The following is a 24,859-nucleotide window of genomic DNA, read 5'->3' as shown; positions in this document are numbered from 1 at the left end:
CCAGGCCAGCAAAAAGCCCGTCTCGATGACGGGCTTTTTTATGTCAGGAGAAAGGTTGCTCTCGCAAGCTACCACCAGCCCAGCAGATTGCGGCCAATCAAGGCGCCCCACACCAGGGCATTGAGGGCCAGGGCGATGAAGACGGCGGCGGAGCCGAGATCCTTGGCGCGCCCCGACAGCTCGTGATGCTCGGAGCCAATGCGATCCACCACTGCCTCGATGGCGGAGTTGAGCACCTCGACGATCACCACCAGCCAGCTGATGCAGATGAGCAGCAGGATCTCGTTGAGGGAGTTGCCGAGCCAGCCGGCCAGCGGCATCAGAGCCAAGACAAGCACCAGCTCCTGACGGAAGGCTGCCTCGTTAATCCAGGCCGATTTGAGACCCTTCATGCTGTAACCGGTTGCGTTGATGATGCGGGTAACCCCGGTCGCGCCTGGCTTTGCCACGATAACTACCTCATTTGAAATGGCTTTTAGGCTCACATCCTATCAGAGCCTCCCAAGGTTTCCATCGGGGGATTTTTGCTTTATTTTATCCCCTTGCATTTTGGCATCCCGCCCCCCTTATTCACTCGAGAATAGAGTCGTATGTCCATTCACACCGATGAATTGCGCACCCGTCGCCTGGAGTCCCTGATCACTCCGAGCGAGCTGGCGCACGCCTTCCCGTTAAACGACACCGTCGCCCAGAACCTGCTGGATGCCCGCCACGATGTAGAAGCCATTCTGGCTGGTGAGGATCAGCGCCTGCTGGTCATCGTCGGCCCCTGCTCCATCCACGATCCGGCCGCCGCCCGCGAATACGCCCAGCGCCTCAATACCCTGCGTGCGCAATACAAGGAGAGTCTGTGCATAGTGATGCGCACCTACTTCGAGAAGCCGCGCACTATCGTCGGCTGGAAGGGGCTGATCAACGATCCGCGCCTCGACGGCAGCTTCGACGTGAATGAAGGGTTGAAGCTGGCCCGCCAGCTGCTGGTGGACATCAACGAGATGGGCATGCCCACCGCCACCGAATTCCTCGACATGGTGACCGGCCAGTACATCAGCGACCTCATCACCTGGGGCGCCATAGGCGCACGCACCACAGAATCCCAAGTGCACCGCGAGATGGCCTCCGCCCTCTCCTGCCCGGTGGGCTTCAAGAACGGCACCGACGGCAACACCCGGATCGCCATCGATGCGGTGCGCGCCGCCCGCCACAGCCACATCTTCTACTCCCCGGACAAGGACGGCAAGATGACCATCTACCGCACCGCCGGCAACCCCTATGGCCATGTGATCCTGCGCGGCGGCCACAGGCCGAACTACGACACCGCCAGCATAGACGAGGCCTGTGAAGCCCTGGCCGACGTGGGCCTGCCCGAGCGCCTGGTGGTGGACTTCAGCCACGGCAACAGCATGAAGGATCACCGTCGCCAGCTGCTGGTGGCGCAGGATATCTGCGATCAGCTGCGCCGCGGCCGCACCGGCATCGCCGGCATCATGGCCGAGAGCTTCCTGGTGGAAGGGCGGCAGGATGTGGAGAACGGCTGCGCCGTCACCTTCGGCCAGAGCATCACGGATGCCTGCCTCTCCTGGGCCGACACCGAGACCCTGCTGGCCATGCTGGCCGAGGCGGCCCAGGTGCGGCTGGACAAGCAGAAAGCCTGAGCCACCGCTCAACGCGCTATCTACCCATTCAAAGAGCCAGGCATCACGGATGCCTGGCTCTTTTCATTTCCACGGTGACTCCCTCGCCCTTGGCTTCACTCAGCCCTGCAGGTTATCAATGCTGTATCCGCAGCATACGGAGCGGCTCCCTTCTCCCACTTATTTTAAAAGAGTGGGAGAAGGGCTGGGGATGAGGGGGAAGCCCGCCTCACAGGCTCGGCATAAACCAGGTGCGGCCGGCCGCCTCGACGCGATCCGTCTTGATCTGGAACACCCGCTCCAGCAAGGCTTCATCGATGACCTCCACGCCCCCCTCGCTCACCACCCGACCCTGTTGCAGGCAGAGGATGCGATCCGCCCAGTCGATGGCCAGGTTGATGTCGTGGATGGCAATCACCACCAGCAACCCCTGCCCGGCCAGCTGCTTGAGCAGCCGCAGCAGGGCCAGCTGATGGTGCAGATCCAGCCCCGCCAGGGGCTCGTCCAGCAGCAGCACCCGCCCATCTGTGTTGAGACCTGGCCACAGTTGCAGCAGGGTGCGGGCGATCAGCACCCGCTGCTGCTCCCCGCCGGAGAGACGGCTGAAGTCCCGCGCCAGCAGGGCATCCAGCTCCAGCGCGGCGCAGATCTCGGCCACCGCCCTGCCCTGTGCCTCGGGCAACCCCTCCTCATCCAGCCCCAGGCTCAGCACCTGGAACACCGGAATATGGAACAGCTGGGGCTGACGCTGGGGCAGCATGGCGCGGCGCCTGGCAAGCTCCGGCCAGCTCAGATCGGTGAGCACGTCCCCTCCCAGCAGCACGGCCCCTTCGGCGGGCAGAATGCCGGCCAGGGCGCCGAGCAGGGTCGACTTGCCGCTGCCGTTGGGGCCGAGCAGGGCCACCAGCTGGCCCCCCGCCCAAGCGAGATCCAGGGGGGCGAGCCGCGCGGGGATCCCGAGGGCCCGCGCCTCCAGCAGCCAGAGGGGATCGGGGGAGGAGTTAACGGGAGACATCGGCATCTTGCCTCAGCAGCAGGTAGATAAAGAGCGGCGCCCCGACCGAGGCGGTGATGACGCCGATGGGCAGCTCACCGGCATGAAGGGCCGAACGCGCCACCAGATCGGCGCCAAGCAGCAGGGCGCCGCCCCCCAGCGCCGAGGCGGGCAGCAGGAAGCGCTGATCGCTGCCGCCGCACAGCCGCAGCAGGTGAGGCACCACCAGGCCGACGAAGCCGATGACACCGCACAGGGACACAGCCACCCCGGTGAGCAGGCAGACCGCCAGCACCAGCCGCACCCGCATGCGGTCCACGTTCATCCCCATCAGCCTGGCCTGGGTCTCCCCCAGCAGCAGCTGTTGCAACGCCCGGCCCTGCCAGCAGAGCCAGCCGAGGGTCAGCGGCAGCACCAGCCACCACCAGGCGAGCTGCTGGCTGCCATAGGAGAGGCTGCCCATCATCCAGAACATGAATTCCCGCAGGGAGCCGTCGTCGGCAAAGTACATCAGCCAGGTCATGGCCGCATTGGTGAGGATGCCGATGGCCACCCCGAACAGCAGCAACCGGGTGTGGCCGAGCCGGGCCCGGCGCGCTAGGTGGATCAGCAGCATGGTCACCACCAGGGCGCCGCCGAAGGCCGCCAGCGACAGCCCCCAGCCCGGCAGGTAGACCCCGAGGGACCTGGCCACCGCCATCGCCACCATGGCGGCGAGGCCAGCCCCGCTCGAGACGCCGAGCAGGCCGGGTTCGGCCACAGGGTTGTGCAGCATCACCTGCAGCACGGCGCCGCCACAGGCGAGTGCCGCACCCGCCAGCAGGGCCAGCAGGGCGCGCGGCAGCCGCAGCTCCAGCAGGATGCGCAGCTCCAGCTCCCCCAGGGGTTGCCAGGGCAGCAGCACGAACTCCCCCAGGGCGAGGGAGAGCAGGAAGAGAGAGAGCACGAGCAGCGACAGGGCGAGCAGCCAGTGGCGCTGCCAGCGCTGCTGGCGGTGGATGAGAGCGAGATACACGCGGGATCCCCGAAATGAGACAGGTGCCGCCCCCGAACCGGGGGCCAGCAGGAAAGCTGCATGATAACAGCGCGTTACCACCCAAGGTCAAGGCTGGTAAGGCTTGGCCAGCGTCGCTATCTCGCCGCTCTCCACCATGGTCTGCAACGCCTGCGCCAGCGCAGGCCCGAGCGCATGATGGGGTGAGTGCTTGCTCATGCCCAGGTAGAGCACCACGGGGTGGGGCGGGCGGTAGTCCGCCTTGATGAGGCCGGCGTCGTTGCGCTGACTCAGGGCGTAATCCACCTGGCAGTCGGTGCCTATCATCAGGGGCAGATGACCCCGCTCCACCATGCGCTGCAACTGATCCTCGGTGGGCACCCCGTGCTTGTCGAGCCGGCCGTCGTCGTCGAAGGGGGCGAAATAGGCGGAGTTGAGCACATAGCCTATCTCCCTGCCGCGCAGATCCTCGTAGGTTTTCAGGGTGGCCACCGCCGCCGCCTTGCCGTAGAAGGCAGGCCTGCACTGGTAATAGGCCGGTTGCAGGTAATCGATGAAGGCCGCCCGCTCTCGCGTGTGGGCCAACCCTATCATCAAGTCCGCCTGACCTGTCTGCATCTGCTTGAGTGCCCGTCCCCAGGGCACCCGCTTGAGGGTGAGCACTATGCCGCTGCGAGCCTGCAACTGGCGCAGAATGTCGATATCCAGACCATGGAACTCGTCGTTCTGCGCGAGCATGCGAAACGGGGGCCAGACATCGGTCACCACCGTCAGGGTTGGCGCTCCGTTCGCCATCGCGGTAACGGGCGTCATACAGGCAAACAACAGACCAAGCACTCCCCAGCTTGTCTTGCCCATCCAGTTTCAACCTTCTGTTGCCACATCCTTGTGGGTTAAAAATACCCTCAAGCCCCACTTATGGAAACCCGTGGAGTCGAGATAAAATGCATTGATTTCAAAGGAGAACCTAATGAACCCTATCATCACCAGTATCGGTCTGCTGATCTGCAGCAACGTCTTCATGACCTTCGCCTGGTATGCCCATCTCAAGAGCATGAACCACAAACCCTGGATCATCGCCGCCCTGGTGAGCTGGGGGATCGCCCTGTTCGAGTACCTGCTGCAGGTGCCCGCCAACCGCATCGGCCACACCGTGCTGACCGTCGGTCAGCTCAAGATCCTGCAGGAGGTGATCACCCTCACCGTGTTCGTCCCCTTCTCCATCTTCTATCTGAAGGAGGACCTGAAGTGGGACTATCTGTGGGCCGGCCTGTGCATCCTGGGCGCGGTGTTTTTTGTTTTTCGCGAGAAACTGACCGGTGCCTGAGGCTGTACACTCAAGCACATTGCTCCCCCTATTTCTTTGAGTGACGAGGCAACACATGGAATTGCGAGACATGCTACAGATCCTGGCCAAGCAGGATGGCTCCGACCTCTATCTCTCCACCGGCGCCCCCCCCTGCGCCAAGTTCAACGGCGCCCTGCGCCCCCTGAACGAGGTGCCGCTCGAGCCGGGCGTGGTGGCCAGGATAGCCGCCGAGCTCATGGACTCGGAGCAGAAGCAGCAGTTCGAGAAGGAGCTGGAGATGAACCTCGCCATCTCCCTGCCCCAGATAGGCCGCTTTCGGGTCAACATCTTCAAGCAGCGCAACGAGGTCTCCCTGGTGGCGCGCAACATCAAGACCGAGATCCCCCGCTTCGAGGACTTGAAGCTCCCCCCCGTGCTGCTCGACACCATCATGGAGAAGCGCGGCCTGGTGCTCTTCGTCGGCGGCACCGGCTCTGGCAAGTCCACCTCGCTCGCGGCCCTCATCGACCATCGCAACCGCAACAGCGGCGGCCACATCATCACCATCGAGGATCCGGTAGAGTTCGTCCATCGCCACCGCAAGAGCATCATCAACCAGCGGGAGGTGGGGGTGGATACCCGCAGCTTCCACGCGGCCCTGAAGAACACCCTGCGCCAGGCGCCGGACGTCATCCTCATCGGGGAAATTCGCGACCGCGAGACCATGGAACATGCCCTGGCCTTCTCCGAGACCGGTCATCTGGCCATCTCCACCCTGCACGCCAACAACGCCAACCAGGCGCTGGATCGCATCATCAACTTCTTCCCCGAGGAGCGCAGACCCCAGCTGCTCAACGATCTTGGCAACAACCTCAAGGCGTTCGTCTCCCAGCGGCTGGTGAAGACCACGGAGGGCGGCCGCCGGGCGGCGGTGGAGGTGATGCTCGGCACCCACACCATTCGCGATCTCATCAAGCGCGGCGAGTTTGGCGGCCTCAAGGAGATCATGGAGAAATCCAGGGCCCTTGGCATGGTCACCTTCGACAGCACCCTGTTCGATCTGGTGGTGGAGGGGGTGATAGACGAAGAAGAGGCGGTCAAGAACGCAGATTCCCAGAACAACCTGCGCCTCAAGATAAAACTCTGGCGCGAGAAGGGGCAGATAGGCAACAGTGCGGCGGCCAGCGGCTGGAGCCTGGAGCCCACCAAGGATGATAACAACGATCTCTTCTAGTCAGGTGCGGCCCTCCCCCGCCACACCCGGCCGCCGTCGCGGCCGGGTGTTCAACAAGAGCACGGCGGGTCCCTCTCCCTTCGCGCAGCCCTCTGCCCTCTGACCTTCATTCGACCACACACCGAGCCCTCCCCTGATTGGCAATGGCGCGCGCTCACATAAATGACAAAAAAATCAGTTTGAATCCCCACCCGGGTTGAAAACCCTTTCAAGAAGGCCTCAAAGGAGGCACCATTGAGGAGGTATATCAATAAAGGGGTATTCAATGTTGTTACAACCAGCCAACACAGCAAGGTCCAGACAGTTATTGAACGAGACCATGGCGTTGGTGTTAGCCGGGGGGCGAGGCAGTCGGCTCCAGCAGTTGACGGACAACAGGGCAAAACCGGCCGTTCATTTTGGCGGCAAGTTCCGCATCATCGACTTCGTCCTCTCCAATTGCATCAACTCCGGGATCCGCCGGATCGGCGTGGTCACCCAGTACAAGTCCCACAGCCTGCTGCGTCACCTGCAGTCGGGCTGGTCCTTCCTGCGCTACCAGATGAACGAATTCATCGAGCTACTGCCGGCCCAGCAGCGCATTGACGAGGTCAGCTGGTATCGCGGCACCGCCGATGCGGTCTACCAGAACATGGACATCATTCGCGAGCACGGCCCCAAATATGTGGTGGTGCTGGCGGGGGATCACATCTACAAGATGGATTACGCCGCCATGCTGCTCGATCACGTCAACCTGGGCAGCCGGGTGACGGTGGCCTGCATCGAAGTGCCGCGCCAGGAGGCCAGCGCCTTCGGCGTGATGGCGGTGGACGAGAGCCGCAAGATCAACGCCTTCGTCGAGAAGCCCGCCGACCCGCCTGCCATCCCGGGCAAACCCGACACAGCGCTGGCCTCCATGGGGGTCTACATCTTCGACGCCGACTACCTCTATCAACTGCTGGAAGAGGATCTCGCCAACCCGCAGTCCCACCACGATTTTGGCATGGACGTGATCCCGCGGGTGGTCAAGGAGGGCACCGCCTATGCCCATCCGTTCAGCCTCTCCTGCGTCGGCTGCTGCCCGCAGAAACGCCCCTACTGGCGCGATGTGGGGACGGTGGACTCCTTCTGGGAGGCGAACATGGATCTCGCCTCGGTGACCCCCGAGCTCGACATCTACGATCAGGACTGGCCCATCTGGACCAGCCAGAAGATGACGGCCCCCGCCAAGTTCGTGCAGGATCAGAACGGCCAGCACGGCATGACCATCAACTCCCTGTTCGCCGGCGGCACCATAGTCAGCGGCTCCTTCATCGTGAGCTCTGTGCTGTTCAACAACGTGCGGGTCGACTCCTTCTGCACCCTGGATCAGGCGGTGATCTTCCCCGGGGTCGAGATAGGGGCCGGTTGCCGGTTGCGCCGGGTGGTGATCGACAAGGGTTGCCGGTTGCCGGAAGGGCTGGTGGTGGGGGAGAACGCCTGCGAGGATGCCCGCCGCTTCTATCGCTCCGAGCAGGGCATAGTGCTGGTCACCCAGGCGATGCTGGCCAGGCTGTGATGGCCCAGCAACCCTCCCGCCATGTCGGCAACAGACAAAAAAAGAGACCCGCACTGGCGGGTCTCTTGTTGTCAGCCGACGCTCTCTGGCGGCAGCGCGCTCAGCGCTGCTGTACCAGGCCGATTCGGCCGGGTTCGCACCACTCGAACATCACCTCCTCGCTCTTGCCGCAGCAACTGCCGCCGCACACCCGGGTCTCCCGCTTGGTGACGCGGCCCTTGCGCATCCAGACGCCGAGCATGGCCTCCACCGCATCCTCCGAGGTGTGGAAGTGGCGGGCCAGCTCCCGCCGGCTCACCCTCTGCTGCGCCGCCAGATAATCACCCAGCTCTCGCAATATCATGGCGTGACCTCCTCTTGATGGGGACATCCCCTCGCTTGAGCCGTCACAGGGTCACCACCTTGCGGGCGACTATGTCCCCGTGGCGGCGACCGAACCACCACAGCAGCGCCAGGGAGAGCCCGTAGCTCAGGGTCCAGAGCAGGCTCTGCTCGGGGTGAGCGGCAAAGGTCGCCAGCTGGTAGAAGAGGGTGGCGCACATGAAGGCCATGTAGTTGCACCAGGCGGCGGTGAACAGGGCCCACTGACGACCGGTCTCCCGCACCAGGGCGCCCATGGCGGCGGCACAGGGCATGTAGAGCAGCACGAACAGCAGGTAGGCGAAGGCACCGGCCGCCCCGTCGAAGTGGGTCTGCATGTTGCCATAGGTGGAGGTATCCACCTCCTGGGCCTCGGCGGCCGCCTGCTGATCGGCCAGCTCCCCGACCTTGAGCCCCATGGGATCGGCGGGGTCGATGTCCGCCAGGTTGGCGGGAATGGTGGCCAGCGCCTCCTTCAGGCTGCCGAGCAGGGAGTATTCACTCTCCTCCTCGTCACCGGTGCTGCCGGCATAAAGGCTGTTGAGGGTGGCGACCACAGCCTCCTTGGCGAAGATGCCGGTGAGGATGCCGACCGTGGCCTGCCAGTTCTCCTCCCGTATCCCGATGGGGTGCAGTACCGGGGTCACCGACTGGCTGATCTTGCTCAGCACCGAGTCTTCCTGATCCTGGTTGCCGAAGCTGCCGTCGGTGCCCAGCGAATTGAGCACGCTCAGCACCGCCACCATCAGCACTATGGTCTTGCCCGCGCCGAAGATGAAGGCCTTGAGTTTTTGCCAGGTACGCAGCCCCACGTCCACAGGACGGGGCCACTCGTAGTCCGGCATCTCCATCACCATGGAATCGCTCTTGCCCGGCAGCAGGGTGCTGCGCAGGAAGAGGCCGGTGAGCACCGCCACCAGTATGCCGAGCAGGTAGAGGCCGAACACCAGGTTCTGGCCCGATTCGGGGAAGAAGGCCACCGCGAACAGGGCATAGACCGGCAGCCGGGCGCCGCAGGACATGAAGGGCGCCATGGCCGAGGTCATCAGCCGCTCGCGCTCCGACCCCAGAGTACGGGTCGCCATCACCGCGGGCACGGTGCAGCCAAAGCCCATCAGCATGGGGACGAAGGCCTTGCCGGGCAACCCGAGGCGGCGCATCAGGGCATCCACCACGAAGGCGGCGCGGGCCAGATAGCCCGAGCTCTCCAGCACGGCGAGGAACAGGAAGAGGCAGCCCACCACGGGGATGAAGGTCGCCACCGTCTGCAGACCGGCGCCGACCCCGTCAGCGAGCACGGCTCCCAGCCAGTCGGGGGCCGACACTAGCCCCAGCAGGTGGTGCACTCCGTCCACGAACAGGGCCCCCCCCAGGATGTCGAAGAAGTCGATGAAGGCGCTGCCCACCTTGATGGCGAACATGAACATCAGGTACATCACCAGCAGGAAGAAGGGGATCCCCACCCAGCGGTTGAGCAGCATCCTGTCCAGCCGCTCGCTCTGGGCGACGGTGAGCTTGCCCTGATGGCGGCACGCCTGCTGGCACCAGTGGTGGATGTGGCCGTAGCGCAGATCTGCCAGTTGCAGATCGATGTCCTGGGCGTGGTGGGCGCGGCTCACCACGTTGTCTGCCGCCGCCTGCTGACCCGCCGCCAGGGTCTCCTGCATGGCAACGTCCTCCTCCAGCAGGCGCAGGGCACGGCCGCGGTCACTGAGGTGGTGAGGGGCGAGCAGGGTCTCGAGCTCGGCGATGTCGGCTTCCAGCGGCTGACCGTAATCGAGCACCAGGGCGGGCTGGGGCTGGCCGATGAACCGGTGGATCTGCTCCTTGAAGGCCGCCACCTGCTGGCGATTGTGGGCCGAGAGCGACACCACAGGGCAACCGAGCGCCTGGCCGAGCAGCCCCTCGTCTATGGTGATGCGGCGCTTTTGCAGCAGATCCATCTTGTTGAGCACCACCACCATGGGCAGGCCCAGCTCCCGCAGTTGCAGGGTGAGATAGAGGGAGCGCTCCAGGTTGGCGGCATCGATGACGTTGAGCAGCAGGTCCGGCTGCTGGCCCTGCACGAAGCGACTGGCGATCTGTTCGTCCAGGCTCGCCTCCTGATTGGCCAGGGAGTAGATACCGGGCAAGTCCATCAGGGTGTAATCCTGCCCCTTGGCGGAAAACTCGCCCATCTTCTTGTCGACGGTGACCCCGCTCCAGTTGCCCACCTGCTGGCGGGCACCGGTCAGGGCGTTGAACAGCGAGGTCTTGCCGCTGTTGGGGTTGCCTACAGTTACCAGGGAGTAGTTCATACCGGTTCGACCTCGATTTGCTGGGCCAGGCTCTTTTGCATGGAGAGGCAGATGCCCTGGCACTGGATCTGGAGCGGATCCCCCAGGGGGGCCGCCCGCAGATAGAGGATCTCGGTCTGGGGCAGGAGCCCCATCACCATCAGCTTGCGTCGCAAGGCGCGGCCAAGCTGGTTCATGTTCTTGATACGAGCACGCTGCCCCGGCGACAACTCTGTGAGTACCATGACGGGCTCCTGAAGTTAAACAAGAATAATTCGCTTTTAGTGGGGAGGATTATAAGCTGTGCCCTCAACATTTATTTGCGTAAAATCAAACTCCGCTTAGCTAACCGACAAAGTATTGCCATGAGTCACGACAACAACAGCCGCCTGGTCTACAGCACGGACGGCGGCATGATCAAGGAATCCGCCCCCACCCAGAGCGCCTCCCCCTTCCCCGCCGACGGGGTCGTGCGCATCCGCCGCGAGACCAAGGGGCGCAAGGGCGCCGGTGTCATCACCATTCACGGCGTGCCGGCCGAACAGCAGAAAACCATCGCCACCCTGCTCAAGAAGAAGTGCGGCACCGGCGGCGGCCTCAAGGAGGGGATCATCGAGATCCAGGGGGACAAACGGGACCTTATCAAGGCCGAGCTGGAGAAGGCCGGCTTTCAAGTCAAGCTGGTGGGCGGCTGATCCCCCTGCCACACGCCTTGCTTCGGAGGACGTTTTTCCCTAGAATGCCGGCTCCCATCGAGGGGGAGTAGTCTCGCCACGGGTGCCAACCCGGTGCGCGATCCTGATCAACATACTTGGTGCCAACTCACCATGGTCAGGGTGATCCGGGCAATGCCGGATTTGACAAGACCTTTGACGGGCCAGTGCCAATACCGGGGACGGATGGCGCAGGCTTGTCTCTGGTTTATAACAATTCCGTCCCCCGGTCATTTTTATGGAAGCCTTGTTAACCTCAACCCTGAGCGTGGCCATCGCCGAAATCGGCGACAAGACCCAGCTCCTGGCGTTGCTGCTCATCTGTCGTTTTCGCAAACCCTGGCCCATCATCGCCGGCATGCTGGTCGCCACCCTGCTCAACCATGCGGGGGCCGCCTGGATAGGGGAGTTCATCAGTCGCTGGATGGATCCCAAGGTGATGACCTGGCTGGTCGCCGGCGCCTTCATCGCCATGGCTGTCTGGATCCTGGTGCCGGACAAGATGGAGGATGAAGAGAGTTCGCTCGACAAATACGGCCCCTTCATGGCCACCTTCGTGCTGTTCTTCATCGCCGAAATCGGCGACAAGACCCAGATAGCCACAGTGCTGCTGGCGGCCAAGTACGACTCACTGACCCAGGTCATCACCGGCACCACCCTCGGCATGATGCTGGCCAACGTGCCCGTGGTGCTGCTTGGCAAGCTGGGAGCCGACAAGCTGCCCCTCCAGGGGATCCGCATCGCCTGCGCCATCCTCTTCGTGGGTCTGGGCGCCAGCACCCTGATCTTCGTCTGACCCACCAGCAACGAGGGGACGGGATGGGCGTGAGCACCCATCCATGTCCCCGTCTGCCCGTCATCAGAGCCCCCTCCTCCCGGTCGGGGCTTTTTTGTTACTCATGCCCTGCCCCTGTCGCATCAGCACCACCGGGGTCTGCCCCGGGACGCGGCGCCGTGCCATAATGCCTTATCTCTCAGGCACGACGGCTTCAGGAGCCTCGCCATGCACCTCACCTCAAGACAGACCCTGCTCGACTGGGTCAGACGCGGTCGTCTCCCCCGGGAGTCATTGCCCGCCGCCCTCACCCTCTGCGATCTGCCCCCGGCCCCCGTGCGCTGGCAGTGGCTGTTCGACAGGCTGCTGCTCTGGCTCGGCTGCCTCTGCCTGGGGGCGGGCCTGGTGTTCTTCGTCGCCTTCAACTGGCAGGCCCTGGGCCGTCTCTCCCGCCTCGCCCTGCTGGAGCTGCCCCTGCTCGCCATGCTGCTGGTGCTCTGGCGCAAGCCCCTGGCCGACACCCCGCGCCAGGCCTTGCTGCTGGCCCTGGCCCTCAACATAGGCGCCCTGCTGGCCCTGGTGGGCCAGACCTACCAGACAGGAGCCGATCCCTGGCAGCTCTTCGCCACCTGGGCCCTGTTGCTGCTGCCCCTGGCGGCGCTCGGCAGGAGCCCCCTGCTCTGGACCCTCGCCTGGCTGCTCGGCCAGCTGGCACTGGTGCTCTACTGGCGCCTCGGCCTCATCGACCTCTTCTTCTCCTTCAACGAGGAGGCCCTCGGCTGGTGCCTGACCCTTTTCAACGCCGCCCTCTGGGGGGCTCTCATCCTGGCCCCAGCCCGGCTCGCGCTCATGCCCTCCTGGCTCCCGGGGCTGGCCGCCGGGCTCGGGGTCACCCTGCTGGCCCTGCTGGCGCTGTTCGATGCCGCCTCCCCCTGGGTCTGGCCCGCCTGGCTCGCCTGGCTGGGCGCCGCCTACCTGCGCTGGCACCACAGATTCATCGCCGGGCTCGCCATGGGGTGCCTGAGCCTTATCGCCGTCACCCTCGCGGCGCTCGGCAAGTGGATGGAGCCGGACATGAACGGCTTTTTGCTGCTATCCCTCATCGCCATAGGTCTCTCCGTGATGGCCAGCCGCTGGCTGCAACAGCAACGGAGGCAGCATGTCTGATCTGATCCCCTGGCAGCACCTGCCAGCCGAGGCCCCTGTCGCCATCGGTCTCTCGGTCTTAACCAACGGCTGGCTGCAACAACAACGGAGGCAGCATGTCTGATCTGAGCCCTTGGGCAGCACCTGCCAGCCGAGGCCTCTGTCGCCACCGGTCTCTCGGTCCTCACCAACGGCTGGCTGCAACAGCAACGGAGGCAGCATGTCTGATCTGAGCCCTTGGGCAGCACCTGCCAGCCGAGGCCCCTGTCGCCACCGGTCTCTCGGTCCTCACCAACGGCTGGCTGCAACAACAACGGAGGCAGCATGTCTGATCTGAGCCCTTGGGAGAGGCTGCGGGCCGCCCATCTGGTGGAGGGCGACGCCCCCCGGGACGAGCAACCGCACTGGTCGAGCCGTTTCCTGCTCGGCATGGTGGGCTGGCTGGCCGCCCTCTTCCTGCTGTTCTTCCTGTTCATGGCCTTCGAGAGCCTGGTCCGCGAGCCGAACCACGCCCTCGTCATGGGCACCCTGCTGATGGCCGCCGCCCTCGGCCTCAACCGCCTGGCCCGGCGCAGCGATCTCTGGGATCAGTTCGTGCTGGCGCTCGCGCTCGCGGCCGATGCCTGGCTGCTCTATGGCCTCATCGACCAGATTGACCCCCACTCGGCCCCGCTCTGGCTGGGACTGGCCCTGCTGTCGCTGGCCATCGCCGCCCTGTTCGAGCACTGGCTGGTTCGCCTCTTCCACAGCTTCGCCGCCGCCATCCTGCTGACCATGGGGCTCGCCTGCCTCGGCCTGCAACTGCTGGCCCTGCCGCTGGTGATGGCCGCCCTCACCTTCTGCTGGCTGCAGGCCGAGCGCGACCCAGAACGCCATTCGCTCTATGAGTCCCTCACCCTGGGGTTGGCGCTCTCCCTGCTGGTGCTGGGGCGACTGCACCATCCCCTCTGGGACGGCGGCACCAGCGCGCTCGACGAGCTCGGGCTCTCCCGCTTGCCACTCTGGCTCAATCCCCTGCTCTGCGCCGCCCTGCTGCTCGCCGTCATGGTGAAACTGAAACTGCCGTTGCTCTATGGCCTGCCCCTGGTGGTGATCAGCGCCATCATCCCCGGCATGGGGGCCGGCGCCCTGGTGCTGGTGCTCGGCTTCTATGCCGGCAGTCTCGGGCTCATGACCCTGGCCGGCCTGCTGCTGCTCGGCTTTGGCTCCCTCTACTACTACGATCTCGGGCTGACCCTGATGACCAAATCCTGGCTGCTGCTGGGCTCGGGCGCCCTGCTGCTCGGCACCCGCCAGCTGTTGAAAATCCTCGGCAAGGAGATCGCCTCATGAGCCGTCTTGAACTCTTGCTGGCCGGCCTCGCCACACAGCCGGGCTCAGGTTCCCTGTTAGTCGGCGACAACCAAGGGCTCAAACACCAGCATGGGAGTATCCCCTTATGAGACGTCTTGCCCTATTGCTGACCGGCCTCGCCATCCTGGTGGGCATCAATGTCACCGTCTGGCGCTTCGAGCACGCCATCAGCAGCGGCGAAACCGTGCTGCTGGAGCTGGCCCCGGTCGATCCCCGCTCCCTGATGCAGGGGGATTACATGCGCCTGAGCTACGCCCTCGCCCGCCAGCTGGGGAGCCCGCACCAGGAGGGCGCCGCCACCCAGACCCTGGTCATCCGCCTCGATGAACAGCAGGTGGCGCAGCGAGTAGAGGGAGGCGCCCCCGACGCCCTGGCTCCGGACCAGCGCCTGCTGCAGGCTCGCTTGCAGCAGGGTCAGTGGTGGATTGGGCCGGATGCCTTCTTCTTCGAGGAGGGGACGGCCGCCCAGTACGAGCAGGCGCGCTATGGTGAATTCAGGCTGCAACCGGACGGCGCAACCCTGCTGGTCGGCCTGCGCGATCAGGCCCTCAAGCCCATAGGCCATACCCGTCCGGCCTGGTGATGGCGCGCGCTGTCGCCCCCCCTGTTGCGCCACGCCCTGGCATGACAACGGCGATTGTCCGCCCCTTCGGCTGGCGAAACCCCGTGGCTTGGCAACACTTGAAGCTGGGCACTCGGCAGCAGGACGGTCAGGATGAGAACAGGGATAGGAAGGATCAGGAACAGAACCGCTCTCCTGGCCACACTTTTAGCCACACTCTGGGGCGGGCCGGGGGAGATGGGGCAGGCCAGCGCCAGCCCGGCCCTTGGCAAGCTTCACTACCTCACCGAAGAGTACAAACCCTATAACTTCACCGGGGAAGATGGCTCCCCCAGCGGCTTTGCCATCGAGCTGCTGCACCAGGTGTGGCAGAAGACCGGCACCCCGCCCCAGGCGATCAGCATCCTCCCCTGGGCCCGGGGCTACTACCTGCTGACCCAGAAGCCCAACGTGGTGCTCTTCACCACCGCCCGCACCGAGGCGCGGGATCCCCTGTTCAAGTGGGCCTGCCCCATCGGCTATGCCGAAATCGTGCTGATGGGGCTGGCCAGCCATCCCCTCAAGCTCGCCCGGCTGGAGGATGCCCAGCAGCACACCATAGGGGCCGTGCGCGCCGACGTGGGGGAGCAGCTGCTGCTCAACAGCGGCTTCGACGAGCAGAAGATAATGACAGCCAACCGCCTCTCCCAGGCCCTGCGGATGCTCACCTCGGGCCGGGTCGACCTCATCTCCAGCAACAAGGCCACCCTGATGGATCTCATCCAGGCCCAGCAGCTGGATCCCGCCCTGTTCGAGGTGCGCTGGGTGCTGAGTTCGGAGCAGTTCTGCTTCGCCTTCAGCCATCCGGTGGACGATGCCCTGGTCAAGGAGTTCCAGCACGGCCTGACCCAGGTGCTGGCCAGCAGCGAGTTCCAGCGGATCCAGCACAAGTACTTCCCGGCGCCCTAGTGCCCTTCGATGCCAGCAGAGAGGCCCGTCATGGGCCTCTCGATTTCAGGGCCCGGCTCCCCTTGCTCAGCCCCTCCCTTGCCCGTCAGCCGCTTGAACTCCCTCACAAACACCATTGAATATCAGGTACTTGTCACCACTAGGGGTGACGCCAAGCCCCCGGCTCCGTAAAATGGCACCGGGAGTCTGTTGGCCCTCACTTCGGGCAAGGGGCTGCGCACCCTGGTGGTCCGGCCTTTACGGCAAGGCCCCTGAAGGCGCGCAGGACGGCAGGCCGCCGGCCCCCCTTCCCCAGGCGCTCTCTCCCAGCACTCCGGCGCCCATGGCACCGGCATCTCGTTTGAACAGCTCAGGATTGAACATGCAAGGCACAGTGAAGTGGTTGATGAGTATCTCGGTTTGCGCCCTGCTGATGGCGTGCGGCGGCGACAAGACCACGGGCAAGGCCTGTCTTGGCGCCAACAATGACTCTCTGGTGGAGGGGATGCAGGACAAATGCAAGGCGGGCGACACTGTGGCCACCAAGCACCCGGCCTATTTCTGCGACTTCAACTACGCCGTCGCCTACAACAGTTACAACTCCGCCATCTGCGTCTACTCGGGGGCATTGAAACCGGAGCGCACCACCGAGAAGTCATGACCCGGGCAACCCCGCCAGGAGTGGCCATCAGGTAGCGGGGTGAGTGGCCCGAACCTTGTGGCTCTGGCCCTTCGGGCCAAAATCGGGACTTTGGCCCGCTATTTGACCCGCATCAGGCGGTGGCACTGCCCACCGAGCTCCAGCTGGACCACCTGGGAGCGGGCCATGGCATCGACCCGGGCCAGCATCTCGGCGCTGTAGCCCTTGCGGTGCATCCACTGCATAGGCTCCTCGAAACTGCCTTCGTTGACGATGAAGGTGTCGGTGTAGGCATCCTTGATGATGCTGACCACCCAGATGCGCTGCTGAAACTCACAGATCTCCGCAAAGAGGGTGGCCACTTTCGCCGCCAGGGCGCGGTAATGGCCGATAACAGGGTTTGCCATGGTAGAGAGTGCCTGTGTTGAGGGAGACGCATCCTAGCATCCCCGGCGCGGGGGCAACAATGCGCGGCATCAAGGGCGCGGCGCCTGGCCTCACTCCCATGAATCGGGGCGCCCTGGATGCCAGGTGCCCCTCACCCCAGCGCGCGGCGCTGGCGCTTGACTTCATACATGCGCGCATCGGCCTGGCGCAGGGCCTCGTCGACGCTGGTGTGCGCCGGGTCGACCGCCACCACTCCCACGCTGGCCCCGGGGTAGTGCAGCACCCGGGACTGGATCGGCAACTGCAGCACGCTCTGCTCGAACAGCCGACGCCCGAAGCGCCGCACCGCCCCCTCGACCGTCTCCTCCCCCGGGATAGGGCCCATGCCCACGGCGACGAACTCATCGCCCCCCATCCGCGCCAACATGTCGCCACTGCGCAGGGCCGAGCCCAGTTGACGCGCCATGGTGGTGAGCAGCCGATCCCCCGCCTCGTGACCGTGGATGTCGTTGATCTGCTTGAAGCCATCGAGATCGATGAAGGCGATGAGCACAGGGTGCCCGGCCCGATCCGAGAGGGAGAACAACCGGGTCAGCTCCTGCATCAGGGCCCGGCGGTTCGGCAACCCGGTCAGGGGGTCGCAGAGGGCCTGGCGCGACAGCTCGTCGTTGGCCCGCTGCAACTGCTGCAGCAACTGCTCCCGCTCCACATGCTCGGCGATCAGCCGGGCGAAGAAGCCGATGAGCTGCTCAGAGCCCGCCACCATGGGCTTGCGCTCGGCGCTGGCGGCACACAGGGTGCCATAGAGGGAGCCGGACGAGGTACGCACCGGGCTGCTCAGATAGGTGCGAATGCCCATGATCCTGGCCGCATCCGAATCGCCCCAGCACTCGGCCACGTTGTCGGTAAACAGGCGCCCCTCATCGATGGCCCGCCGGCACAGGGTATCGCTCCAGTCCACCGCCGCCCCCTCCGGGATCTGCAGCCCGGCCACGTTGCGGGCATAGCGAATATGCTGGGTGCTCTGCCCCTCATCGATCTCGGTGAGATAGGTCGACTCCAGCCCGGTCACCGCCTCCAGCATCTCCAGCAGGGGCCGGGTCAGGCTCTCCAGATCCCGCGCCTGGGTGACCCGCTCCGACAGGGTCTGCAATATCTTGTCCATGCCGCTCTCCACTACCTGCATGTGATGGGCGACCACCTTAGCCAACTCGGGGCACGCCAGACAAGTGCGAGAAAGGGGTAGACCGGGGAAATACCACCCCGTTCACACTTTGGCGCGCCCCCCACCAGGGCCTGTGGCCCCGCACCACCCCGGGCGTGGGGCCATAACTTTGAACCAGCGCAAAAAACCTGTCGATTCTGACACTTGAGTCAGCAATATCCATGGATCGGGCCCCCTCGGCTCCGTAGGATGGGAGTGGGTGCCCGTTGGCCCCTTTTCCTAAGCCAGGGTCAGCGGCGCATTGTGGTAGCGACAGCCAGGGGCGGCAGCGACGGAATTTGGCCGGCTTCCCGGTTCTCGGCGGATGCCAGCCCGGCATCCCGCGCCTCGGCAAGGGGCGAGGATTCCATCCTCGATGGGGTTTCCGACGGCCCCGGGACAAGCAGGGTCGATTAGCGAAGCGTAATCGTCCACGGTAACCATCCCCTCCCCCCAACGGGAGAGGCGTAGGGTGCAATAAGCGGAGCGCATTGCACCAGGGTAACCATCCCCTCGCCCCTTGGGGGAGAGGGCTAGGGTGAGGGGTCGCCAACCTCTTTGGCATGGCTTCACCAGTAGGGTCGAGTAGGGTCGATTAGCGAAGCGTAATCGTCCGCGGTAACCATCCCCTCTCCCCTTGCGGGAGAGGGTTAGGGTGAGGGGTTGGGTAACTTGGGCATGGCTTCGCCATGCAGGACACGAGGGCGCTGCCCTCGACGGGGTTTCGCCCGCCCTTCGGGCTTGGGCGAGTGACTTTTCTTTGCGTGGCCAAAGAAAAGTCACCAAAAGAAAGGCCACCCCGCTTGTTCGCCCTCCTGCGTCGGGTTCCCTCGGTTCAGGCAAAAGGTCTGGCGGAACGACGCAGACGGTACATCCCTGTACCGCCTGCGTCTGCGCCGTCGTCCATGACGGCGCTCCTGACCTTGTGCCTTCACCTCGGCGAACAACAGGGGGGCAACACCCAACCCGCAACCCCGAGGCCAGCTAACCAAACCCAATGTATTCGGGACCATGATCGGGAGGGTTGTTATCTCTGATCCGGCCCCTCACCTACCGTATGGCAAGACCAAATTGTCGCACCTATGCAACAAGCACAATCGACATGGCAAAAATTAATATGAGTACAGCAACAAGCGGTACACCGTCCTATCGAGGAATGACCTTATATTAAAGGCCCGATAGTGAGTGTTTCGCAGTGACATAACCTTATTTGTTTCAAATATCCAATTACGCTTTACTGATTTAATCTCCATCTTTACAGACAATGCTAACAGGATGAAAACAAACAATGATTAACGTAACAGATACAACTAGAGAGCTGATACTTAAGATCTGGGATGATGATTATTACATTGTTGCGGCAGGAGATCAGGCTCCCACAAAAAATGATGTGATAAATCTTGGAGAGAAGTATGGAATTAAATTTCCGGATGACTATATTTCTCATGCTGTTGGAGAGTTGGGTGGATTCTTTATAGAGGTTAAAGAGGAATTGTGGCCATATGCAGAAGCTCTGGCTGTGGCACCATTTTGGGAGTTTTTGCGAGGTGTTTATTCTTACGCTTATAGCGAGGATGCTCCTGAATGGATGAATATTCATATAGCAGCAGAACAGTTCAAAGAATTGGGGCACAATGTAATTCCAGTTCTCAAGGTTTGGGCTGATGCCAATGTCTATTGTTATGATGAAGAGGGCAAAATAGTAAAGTATTTGCATGAAGAGGATGCCTTTGAGCACGTAGATAAAACCTGGTTTGAATTGATCGAACATGAACTTAATGAACTAGCTGAAAGGAAAAATAGAAAGCTTAAGAAATAGACCATCAGCCAGCACGTATTCATAGTCATTAAATTAATTCAATGCCATTTCTGATAACCAGGATTTTGGGACAAGCTTGTTGCCGTTAGTCTTGAACAAGCAATGGCCGTCATCCTTACCTTGTACCCCAATCTCGGAGAACAACAGGGGGACAACACCCAACCCGCAGCACCGAGGCAAATATCAGATATAGGGTGCATGCCGATCAGAGTTAGAGGTGTAATTCACTTCGTTCATTACATCCTACGATATATACCGCTTTCTATGAAATTATTTTCCACCAGCAATAAGTATTTTCTGGATTTATATGAGCAAAAAATTAATTGAAAACCTGAAGTTATTTAACCGTAAAGAGCGGTTTTATTTGGTTGGCCAAATGCTGGGCAATCCTGATTTTCGTATGGATGACAAACAGCTTGATAAAATATCCGAGTTAATAGATACACAAATCACCAGAGAATACTTTGCAGCGATGGATTATCACCTTGACTGGATCTATGCCAGCTTGTTTCTCACCCAAAACCACGACGAAAAACCATTTCCACGTAACTTCATCGATAATAAAAAGGTAGACTTGCAAATATCAGGCACTCAAGAGGATGTCGACTTTCTTATTGCCTTTGTTGACCACGAAAACACAACCCATATTGTGATGGTTGAGGCTAAAGGAGACAGCTACTTTAGCAACTCTCAGTTAGACAGTAAAAACAAACGATTCAAGGCTATTTTCGGCAACGAAAATACATGGCCCAATATCAAACCTCACTTTTTAATTTGCAGTCCTAAAGAGCCACAAAACGTAAGCGTTGAAGATCCCGCCTATTTTATGCTTACCAAAGATCATAATATTATTTGGTTCCCGCTTGTAATGGATACAGGGAAAAATAAAGTGACCCGATGTATGGGGAGCGAGGAAAACAACAAACCATCTAGTGAAGGCGACCATTGGAAGGTTGAAAACCGCTCTTAGAAATTGCGGTAAAATCTTCTTTATTCATTACCCCTGTCCTTTCGAAGTAGCGATTGGGGAAATCCTTATCTCAGAGCCAACCCCTCGCCCATCCCATAGCAAACCAGATTGTCGCACTTAGGCAACTAGGCAACTAGGCAACTAGGCAACTAGGCAACTAGGCAACAGGCATATCGACATGGTTGCATAGGTGAAAAAATCATTGTGAACAGAGCAGCAAGTGGCATGCCGCTCTCTCGTAAAATAACTTTATGTTGAATGGATCACATTAAGCAATTTATCCACGGAAATATTTTCACGAACATCAGAATATGCCCCAAATATAATCAACGCTCCATTTCACATATCAAAAAACCCCTCTCAATATAGATAATTAATATTCTAAAGACAAGGATTATAAATGAACTTTAACAGCAAGGAAGATTTAATAACTGCACTGACATATGACATTAAGCGAAATAAAAATATAACTTTTCTCTTTGGCTCAGCCATTAGCATAGATGGCAATGGTGTTGGTGTCCCATCTGTTAAAGGAGTAATTAATATAATACAAGATTTCATTTCTGAAGTTGGATTAAAAGAACAATATGAGTCTAGATTATCAAATTGCGATTCCACCTCTGTTTATCAAGAAAGCTTTGATTTTCTTTTCAACATTTGTGGTGCTGATGACGTACAAGAAATAATGAAGAGAGTAATGGATAAGGCTAAAGATGAAAATGGTTCTTGGTTAATAACAAAGACTATTCGATCTTTAGCGAAAATAGCAAGCAAGTCTAAAATAAGAAACATTTTTACAACAAACTTCGACCCACTTATTGAAGAATCGTTTAGTGAGATTGGATTAGAGTTTATTTCAATATTTGCCACAAATGACTCTCACATAGACAATTTCACTCATTACAGCAATGACAAGACAAACATTGTTCATCTTCATGGCTTTTGGGATGGTGATACTATGCACACACCAAACCAATTAAACTCTCAAAGAGAAAGACTGAAAGCATCTCTTAAAAAGTTTTTTTCTAAAACCAATTTATATATAATCGGATATGGTGGATGGGATGATATTGTAAACCAAACACTGATAGAACTTGTCAACGAAAGGACAGCACCTGTAAATATAAAATGGTGTTTTTATGAAAGTGATCGAGACCTTATTATAAACCATAACAAGAATATCTTAGATAAATTTAATCCACTTATTTCACAAGGTCGCTTTACTGCTTTTTATGGTATTGATTGCGAAGACACTTTATATCAAGTCTGCAAAGCAACTTCCGAAATACCTGAGGTAAATACAAAACAAACAAAAATAATTCCTCTCGAAGAGATATTCAATAAAAATAAATCCAAGAAAAAGACAGCAGAAATAAAAATTTTTAACAATCCGATTGATATATCACATAAAAATATCAGAGTTAAAGAGCAAGGGTTAGCCTTAGAGTATTTAAACCTTCATGGTGGATTTATATTAAATTGTAAGTGGGGATATGGAAAGCTAGGATTTATTGCATCATTCTTATCCGATGCATTCAAGCATAACTTACTCAGAGTAGATCTCACTGACTCAAAAACTAAGGATGATATTGAGCAAAAATTCAAGTCAGATATTGGTGTTGACTTCACATATCTTGTGGCAGCAGGTTTAAATCAACCAGCAGTAATCATGTTTGACAATATTAATTCACTAGAAGATAGCGGCAAAGTTTATTTAAATGAAATCCACTCTATTTGCAGTGAAAATAAAGAGTTTGTCAGTGCTATTTTTATAACATCTAGTGAATTACACATTAATGCGAAAGAAATCATATTAGACTATTTAACTCCTAATGATGTGTATAACTATATAAATACAGGTGATAGTCCAGCAAAAATTAATGGTGAGCAATTAGAACGTCTACGACACCTGACTTCAGGCTTGCCATTCAAGTTAGATATGATCAAGTCTTACATGAAGGTCACATCAATAGATGAAATACTTGATGATGGCAGCCAAGAAATTAGAGACACATTTGAGCATATTCCTGATGATGTACCTAAAGCATACGTTGCTTCGATTAATGAGCTTGCAGCATCAGAAAACCAAACTAAAAAACGTCAATATGAGCTCTTGAAAATATTGAGTGTCATTGAATACGGAGAAGAAACGAAATCCATAAAAAGAACCTTTTCTCAATACAGGTTTAAAATTAACGACTTTGTTAATCTAGCTGAGCGAGACTTAATCTATAGCGTTCACATTGATGACATCGCAAAAATAATAATTAACAAAATAAATCCATTAATAAGGGATTATGTCTTATCAAAAATACATCATCAACAATTAATTGATATTAGAAAGCAAGCTGTAGGCCTGATTCTTGGTGATACTTGGCATGGAGGAAAAGTTCAAGTAAAACTTCCAGCAATGTCACTACTTAATAATATAGAGTTTCATCCTGGTAATACACATGCCATGTTAGTAAACCTGTTAAAGGAATGCGAATATGATGAGGATGAATGCAATGCAATTATCAGGGCAGCGGTATCATACTGTATGATACTAAATAGAGAGAGCCGATATAAAGAATTGGTTTATTTTTCGAGAAGCATACATGACATCACCTGTAGCATGGGGATATACTCGTCAGATAACAATAAAATAAAATATTATCTTGCAGATGGTTATAGAATGTTAAGCAAACATGATGAGTCGACATCCCTTATAAATGAATACTTAGCTAGTACGCCTTCTTCGTCCTCGCAATACAATAAAGAAATCCACTATGACATGTTATCAACCTTGGCAAGGATTTATTCCAGCAATAATGATGACAGAGCATATTCAATAGTACGCGAAATAAAAAAAGGCTCCGCAAAGAATTCTCATAGACGATTATTAGCCGACTCAATACTGGCAGAGAAATTACCAAGAGAAAAACAAATTGAAAAATTAAAAAGAATAGAGAAAACAGCAAGAGGACATGACTATATAATTCTAGCTAATAATATCACTCTGTCACTATCATCCTTAGAACCAGCAAAAGAAAATGAATATTTAACGAAGGTTCTGGAAACAGAACAAAGTACATATACATTAGTCAGAGCTATGCTAAGAAGACTGAAGATATTTTTAACTAAATCACCAAATGCTACATTAACGGAAAAGGACCTAAGTAAGTTGTTTGATGCATATAACTATCTCTTCTCACAAAGAATTGATGGGTTATTTAATGACTGTCATGATTTAATATGGAAGGTTTTAACAAACAGAGGTGAGGTTGATGACCTATTCATATTTTTTGACAGAAGCTCATTAGTATGGCGAGTCAGTGGCAACCAAGATAAAGAAATAACGTATTTATTGAACATAAAAAATATTATTGATGAGGAACCTCAACGATTTAACAGAATTAGAGTTGAGCATGTTCAAAATCGTTTGGTGCTGTTAAGCCAAAAATAATATATTTTCTTCTTCATTACACCAACTATAAAATGCAGCTTTGAACTGCCAAACAATATTTATGCTCAGATGATAACTGATACCCTAGGCAGGCACGGTATTGGTTCCCCCTGCAAACCGCCGAGTCGAGTTCAACGGGTCAGGAGCGCCATCAGGGATGATGGCGCAGCCGCAGTCGGCATAGGGGCAAAATCGGATCAGGGCGAGCACTGCTCGACCCGATTTGGCGCAAGAACAGGGAGGTTCGAAGCGGGCTTTGGCCAAAGCCAGGGATGGCGTAGGCCAAAGTGCCGTCTGCGGCGCTCCGTCCGACCCATTGGACGAGACGAGGGACCCCGCGAAGCGGGCGATTTGCCGGGGGAGAAGACCTTTGGTGTTATTTGCCAATAAAGAGCGGGTCTTTCCAAAGTCACTCGCCCCAGCCCGAAGGTCGGGCGAAACCCTGTCGAGGGCTGCGCCCTCGCGTCCAGCATGGCGAGGCCATGCCATTCAAGCGTGGGACGACATTCAGCCGAGGAATGACATGAGCTCCCCTCACCCTAACCCTCTCCCCCAAGGGGAGAGGGGATCAGAGCGCAGGCCACCGAGGCTCAAGAGGTGT

23 protein-coding genes are annotated in these 24,859 nt (G+C 58.4%); 14 read left to right on the top strand and 9 right to left on the bottom strand.

Going from position 1 to position 24,859, the window contains the following annotated elements; genetic code table 11:
- Positions 1–68 precede the first annotated feature (68 nt).
- Positions 69–449, bottom strand: a complete 381-nt coding sequence (locus AAHB08_RS13280; RefSeq protein WP_005328065.1) for a diacylglycerol kinase — start codon at positions 447–449, stop codon at positions 69–71.
- Between the two features lie 141 nt (positions 450–590).
- On the opposite strand from AAHB08_RS13280, the gene AAHB08_RS13275 reads away from it, so the two are divergent.
- Positions 591–1,655 carry a 3-deoxy-7-phosphoheptulonate synthase gene (locus AAHB08_RS13275; protein WP_342059189.1) on the top strand — a complete coding sequence of 355 codons (1,065 nt, stop codon included), beginning with the start codon at positions 591–593 and terminating at the stop codon, positions 1,653–1,655.
- 208 nt (positions 1,656–1,863) lie between these two features.
- On the opposite strand, the gene AAHB08_RS13270 is transcribed toward AAHB08_RS13275, so the two are convergent.
- From AAHB08_RS13270 to AAHB08_RS13260, 3 genes are all read right to left on the bottom strand, one after another.
- Positions 1,864–2,649: an ATP-binding cassette domain-containing protein gene (locus AAHB08_RS13270; RefSeq protein ID WP_342059188.1), complete on the bottom strand. Its 786-nt coding sequence runs from the start codon at positions 2,647–2,649 to the stop codon at positions 1,864–1,866.
- Entirely contained in the window at positions 2,636–3,643 is a 1,008-nt protein-coding gene (gene btuC / locus AAHB08_RS13265) for a vitamin B12 ABC transporter permease BtuC (RefSeq protein ID WP_202046068.1), read from the bottom strand. Before btuC ends, AAHB08_RS13270 begins: the two co-directional genes overlap by 14 nt.
- An 87-nt stretch (positions 3,644–3,730) precedes the next feature.
- Complete coding sequence (locus tag AAHB08_RS13260; RefSeq protein WP_202046069.1) at positions 3,731–4,480, bottom strand: substrate-binding periplasmic protein; 750 nt, start codon at positions 4,478–4,480, stop codon at positions 3,731–3,733.
- Between the two features lie 112 nt (positions 4,481–4,592).
- Here AAHB08_RS13260 and AAHB08_RS13255 point away from each other — a divergent pair, with 112 nt between their 5' ends.
- From AAHB08_RS13255 to glgC, 3 genes are all read left to right on the top strand, one after another.
- Complete coding sequence (locus AAHB08_RS13255; RefSeq protein ID WP_042654692.1) at positions 4,593–4,949, top strand: DMT family protein; 357 nt, start codon at positions 4,593–4,595, stop codon at positions 4,947–4,949.
- 55 nt (positions 4,950–5,004) lie between these two features.
- A complete protein-coding gene (tapW, locus tag AAHB08_RS13250; RefSeq protein ID WP_342059187.1) occupies positions 5,005–6,144 on the top strand; it encodes a type IVa pilus ATPase TapW in 1,140 nt (379 codons plus the stop codon).
- 265 nt (positions 6,145–6,409) lie between these two features.
- On the top strand, positions 6,410–7,681 hold the full coding sequence (gene glgC, locus AAHB08_RS13245; protein WP_342059186.1) for a glucose-1-phosphate adenylyltransferase: 1,272 nt from the start codon (positions 6,410–6,412) through the stop codon (positions 7,679–7,681).
- Between the two features lie 100 nt (positions 7,682–7,781).
- Here the strand turns inward: glgC and AAHB08_RS13240 are convergent, their stop codons facing one another.
- The 3 genes from AAHB08_RS13240 to AAHB08_RS13230 are packed head-to-tail and all read right to left on the bottom strand — an operon-like array spanning position 7,782 to position 10,562.
- The gene (locus AAHB08_RS13240) at positions 7,782–8,024 is read right to left on the bottom strand and encodes a FeoC-like transcriptional regulator (protein WP_139436654.1); all 243 of its coding nucleotides are present in this window, start codon (positions 8,022–8,024) and stop codon (positions 7,782–7,784) included.
- A gap of 43 nt (positions 8,025–8,067) precedes the next feature.
- Complete coding sequence (gene feoB, locus AAHB08_RS13235) at positions 8,068–10,338, bottom strand: Fe(2+) transporter permease subunit FeoB (protein ID WP_342059185.1); 2,271 nt, start codon at positions 10,336–10,338, stop codon at positions 8,068–8,070.
- Complete coding sequence (locus tag AAHB08_RS13230; protein WP_171273620.1) at positions 10,335–10,562, bottom strand: FeoA family protein; 228 nt, start codon at positions 10,560–10,562, stop codon at positions 10,335–10,337. Before AAHB08_RS13230 ends, feoB begins: the two co-directional genes overlap by 4 nt.
- A 120-nt stretch (positions 10,563–10,682) precedes the next feature.
- Between AAHB08_RS13230 and AAHB08_RS13225 the strand changes: the two genes are divergently transcribed.
- The 7 genes from AAHB08_RS13225 to AAHB08_RS13195 all read left to right on the top strand — a co-directional run bounded on the left by AAHB08_RS13225 (position 10,683) and on the right by AAHB08_RS13195 (position 16,454).
- Positions 10,683–11,012: a translation initiation factor gene (locus tag AAHB08_RS13225; protein ID WP_180345012.1), complete on the top strand. Its 330-nt coding sequence runs from the start codon at positions 10,683–10,685 to the stop codon at positions 11,010–11,012.
- A gap of 256 nt (positions 11,013–11,268) precedes the next feature.
- Entirely contained in the window at positions 11,269–11,826 is a 558-nt protein-coding gene (locus tag AAHB08_RS13220) for a TMEM165/GDT1 family protein (RefSeq protein ID WP_139437384.1), read from the top strand.
- A 207-nt stretch (positions 11,827–12,033) separates the two neighbouring features.
- Positions 12,034–12,972, top strand: coding sequence for a DUF2157 domain-containing protein (locus AAHB08_RS13215; protein WP_342059184.1), 939 nt, complete (start codon positions 12,034–12,036; stop codon positions 12,970–12,972).
- Positions 12,973–13,275: 303 nt separating this feature from the next.
- A complete protein-coding gene (locus tag AAHB08_RS13210) occupies positions 13,276–14,283 on the top strand; it encodes a DUF4401 domain-containing protein (protein WP_319914223.1) in 1,008 nt (335 codons plus the stop codon).
- A 106-nt stretch (positions 14,284–14,389) separates the two neighbouring features.
- A complete protein-coding gene (locus AAHB08_RS13205) occupies positions 14,390–14,887 on the top strand; it encodes a GDYXXLXY domain-containing protein (RefSeq protein ID WP_342059183.1) in 498 nt (165 codons plus the stop codon).
- 153 nt (positions 14,888–15,040) lie between these two features.
- Positions 15,041–15,814 (top strand): substrate-binding periplasmic protein, encoded by a 774-nt coding sequence (locus AAHB08_RS13200; protein WP_446699533.1) that lies wholly within the window; start codon positions 15,041–15,043, stop codon positions 15,812–15,814.
- 385 nt (positions 15,815–16,199) lie between these two features.
- Positions 16,200–16,454 carry a hypothetical protein gene (locus AAHB08_RS13195; RefSeq protein WP_041204490.1) on the top strand — a complete coding sequence of 85 codons (255 nt, stop codon included), beginning with the start codon at positions 16,200–16,202 and terminating at the stop codon, positions 16,452–16,454.
- Positions 16,455–16,552: 98 nt separating this feature from the next.
- Here AAHB08_RS13195 and AAHB08_RS13190 read toward each other — a convergent pair whose 3' ends face one another.
- On the bottom strand, positions 16,553–16,840 hold the full coding sequence (locus AAHB08_RS13190; protein ID WP_139437392.1) for a hypothetical protein: 288 nt from the start codon (positions 16,838–16,840) through the stop codon (positions 16,553–16,555).
- A 131-nt stretch (positions 16,841–16,971) separates the two neighbouring features.
- The gene (locus tag AAHB08_RS13185) at positions 16,972–17,985 is read right to left on the bottom strand and encodes a sensor domain-containing diguanylate cyclase (protein ID WP_202046078.1); all 1,014 of its coding nucleotides are present in this window, start codon (positions 17,983–17,985) and stop codon (positions 16,972–16,974) included.
- A gap of 1,327 nt (positions 17,986–19,312) precedes the next feature.
- Between AAHB08_RS13185 and AAHB08_RS13180 the strand changes: the two genes are divergently transcribed.
- From AAHB08_RS13180 to AAHB08_RS13170, 3 genes are all read left to right on the top strand, one after another.
- The gene (locus AAHB08_RS13180; RefSeq protein ID WP_342059181.1) at positions 19,313–19,843 is read left to right on the top strand and encodes a hypothetical protein; all 531 of its coding nucleotides are present in this window, start codon (positions 19,313–19,315) and stop codon (positions 19,841–19,843) included.
- 307 nt (positions 19,844–20,150) lie between these two features.
- Positions 20,151–20,813, top strand: a complete 663-nt coding sequence (locus tag AAHB08_RS13175; RefSeq protein WP_342059180.1) for a hypothetical protein — start codon at positions 20,151–20,153, stop codon at positions 20,811–20,813.
- 400 nt (positions 20,814–21,213) lie between these two features.
- The gene (locus AAHB08_RS13170; RefSeq protein ID WP_342059179.1) at positions 21,214–24,258 is read left to right on the top strand and encodes an SIR2 family protein; all 3,045 of its coding nucleotides are present in this window, start codon (positions 21,214–21,216) and stop codon (positions 24,256–24,258) included.
- Positions 24,259–24,859: the final 601 nt, after the last annotated feature.

This window comes from Aeromonas sp. OTU364, assembly GCF_038440395.1.
In the GTDB taxonomy this organism is placed as follows: Bacteria; Pseudomonadota; Gammaproteobacteria; order Enterobacterales; family Aeromonadaceae; genus Aeromonas.
The sequence above is the reverse complement of the archived record's forward strand: the minus strand, read 5'-3'. Positions and strand labels throughout refer to the sequence as shown.

Excerpts from the sequence above, each read along its gene's own strand:
- AAHB08_RS13185 (WP_202046078.1), bottom strand. The coding sequence starts at position 17,985 with ATGGACAAGATATTGCAGACCCTGTCGGAGCGGGTCACCCAGGCGCGG.
- AAHB08_RS13255 (WP_042654692.1), top strand. The coding sequence starts at position 4,593 with ATGAACCCTATCATCACCAGTATCGGTCTGCTGATCTGCAGCAACGTC.
- AAHB08_RS13175 (WP_342059180.1), top strand. The coding sequence starts at position 20,151 with ATGAGCAAAAAATTAATTGAAAACCTGAAGTTATTTAACCGTAAAGAG.
- AAHB08_RS13240 (WP_139436654.1), bottom strand. The coding sequence starts at position 8,024 with ATGATATTGCGAGAGCTGGGTGATTATCTGGCGGCGCAGCAGAGGGTG.
- AAHB08_RS13260 (WP_202046069.1), bottom strand. The coding sequence starts at position 4,480 with ATGGGCAAGACAAGCTGGGGAGTGCTTGGTCTGTTGTTTGCCTGTATG.
- AAHB08_RS13220 (WP_139437384.1), top strand. The coding sequence starts at position 11,269 with ATGGAAGCCTTGTTAACCTCAACCCTGAGCGTGGCCATCGCCGAAATC.
- feoB (WP_342059185.1), bottom strand. The coding sequence starts at position 10,338 with ATGAACTACTCCCTGGTAACTGTAGGCAACCCCAACAGCGGCAAGACC.
- AAHB08_RS13190 (WP_139437392.1), bottom strand. The coding sequence starts at position 16,840 with ATGGCAAACCCTGTTATCGGCCATTACCGCGCCCTGGCGGCGAAAGTG.
- AAHB08_RS13210 (WP_319914223.1), top strand. The coding sequence starts at position 13,276 with ATGTCTGATCTGAGCCCTTGGGAGAGGCTGCGGGCCGCCCATCTGGTG.
- glgC (WP_342059186.1), top strand. The coding sequence starts at position 6,410 with ATGTTGTTACAACCAGCCAACACAGCAAGGTCCAGACAGTTATTGAAC.
- AAHB08_RS13205 (WP_342059183.1), top strand. The coding sequence starts at position 14,390 with ATGAGACGTCTTGCCCTATTGCTGACCGGCCTCGCCATCCTGGTGGGC.
- AAHB08_RS13230 (WP_171273620.1), bottom strand. The coding sequence starts at position 10,562 with ATGGTACTCACAGAGTTGTCGCCGGGGCAGCGTGCTCGTATCAAGAAC.
- AAHB08_RS13225 (WP_180345012.1), top strand. The coding sequence starts at position 10,683 with ATGAGTCACGACAACAACAGCCGCCTGGTCTACAGCACGGACGGCGGC.
- tapW (WP_342059187.1), top strand. The coding sequence starts at position 5,005 with ATGGAATTGCGAGACATGCTACAGATCCTGGCCAAGCAGGATGGCTCC.
- AAHB08_RS13215 (WP_342059184.1), top strand. The coding sequence starts at position 12,034 with ATGCACCTCACCTCAAGACAGACCCTGCTCGACTGGGTCAGACGCGGT.
- AAHB08_RS13195 (WP_041204490.1), top strand. The coding sequence starts at position 16,200 with ATGAGTATCTCGGTTTGCGCCCTGCTGATGGCGTGCGGCGGCGACAAG.
- AAHB08_RS13275 (WP_342059189.1), top strand. The coding sequence starts at position 591 with ATGTCCATTCACACCGATGAATTGCGCACCCGTCGCCTGGAGTCCCTG.
- AAHB08_RS13170 (WP_342059179.1), top strand. The coding sequence starts at position 21,214 with ATGAACTTTAACAGCAAGGAAGATTTAATAACTGCACTGACATATGAC.
- AAHB08_RS13180 (WP_342059181.1), top strand. The coding sequence starts at position 19,313 with ATGATTAACGTAACAGATACAACTAGAGAGCTGATACTTAAGATCTGG.
- AAHB08_RS13270 (WP_342059188.1), bottom strand. The coding sequence starts at position 2,649 with ATGTCTCCCGTTAACTCCTCCCCCGATCCCCTCTGGCTGCTGGAGGCG.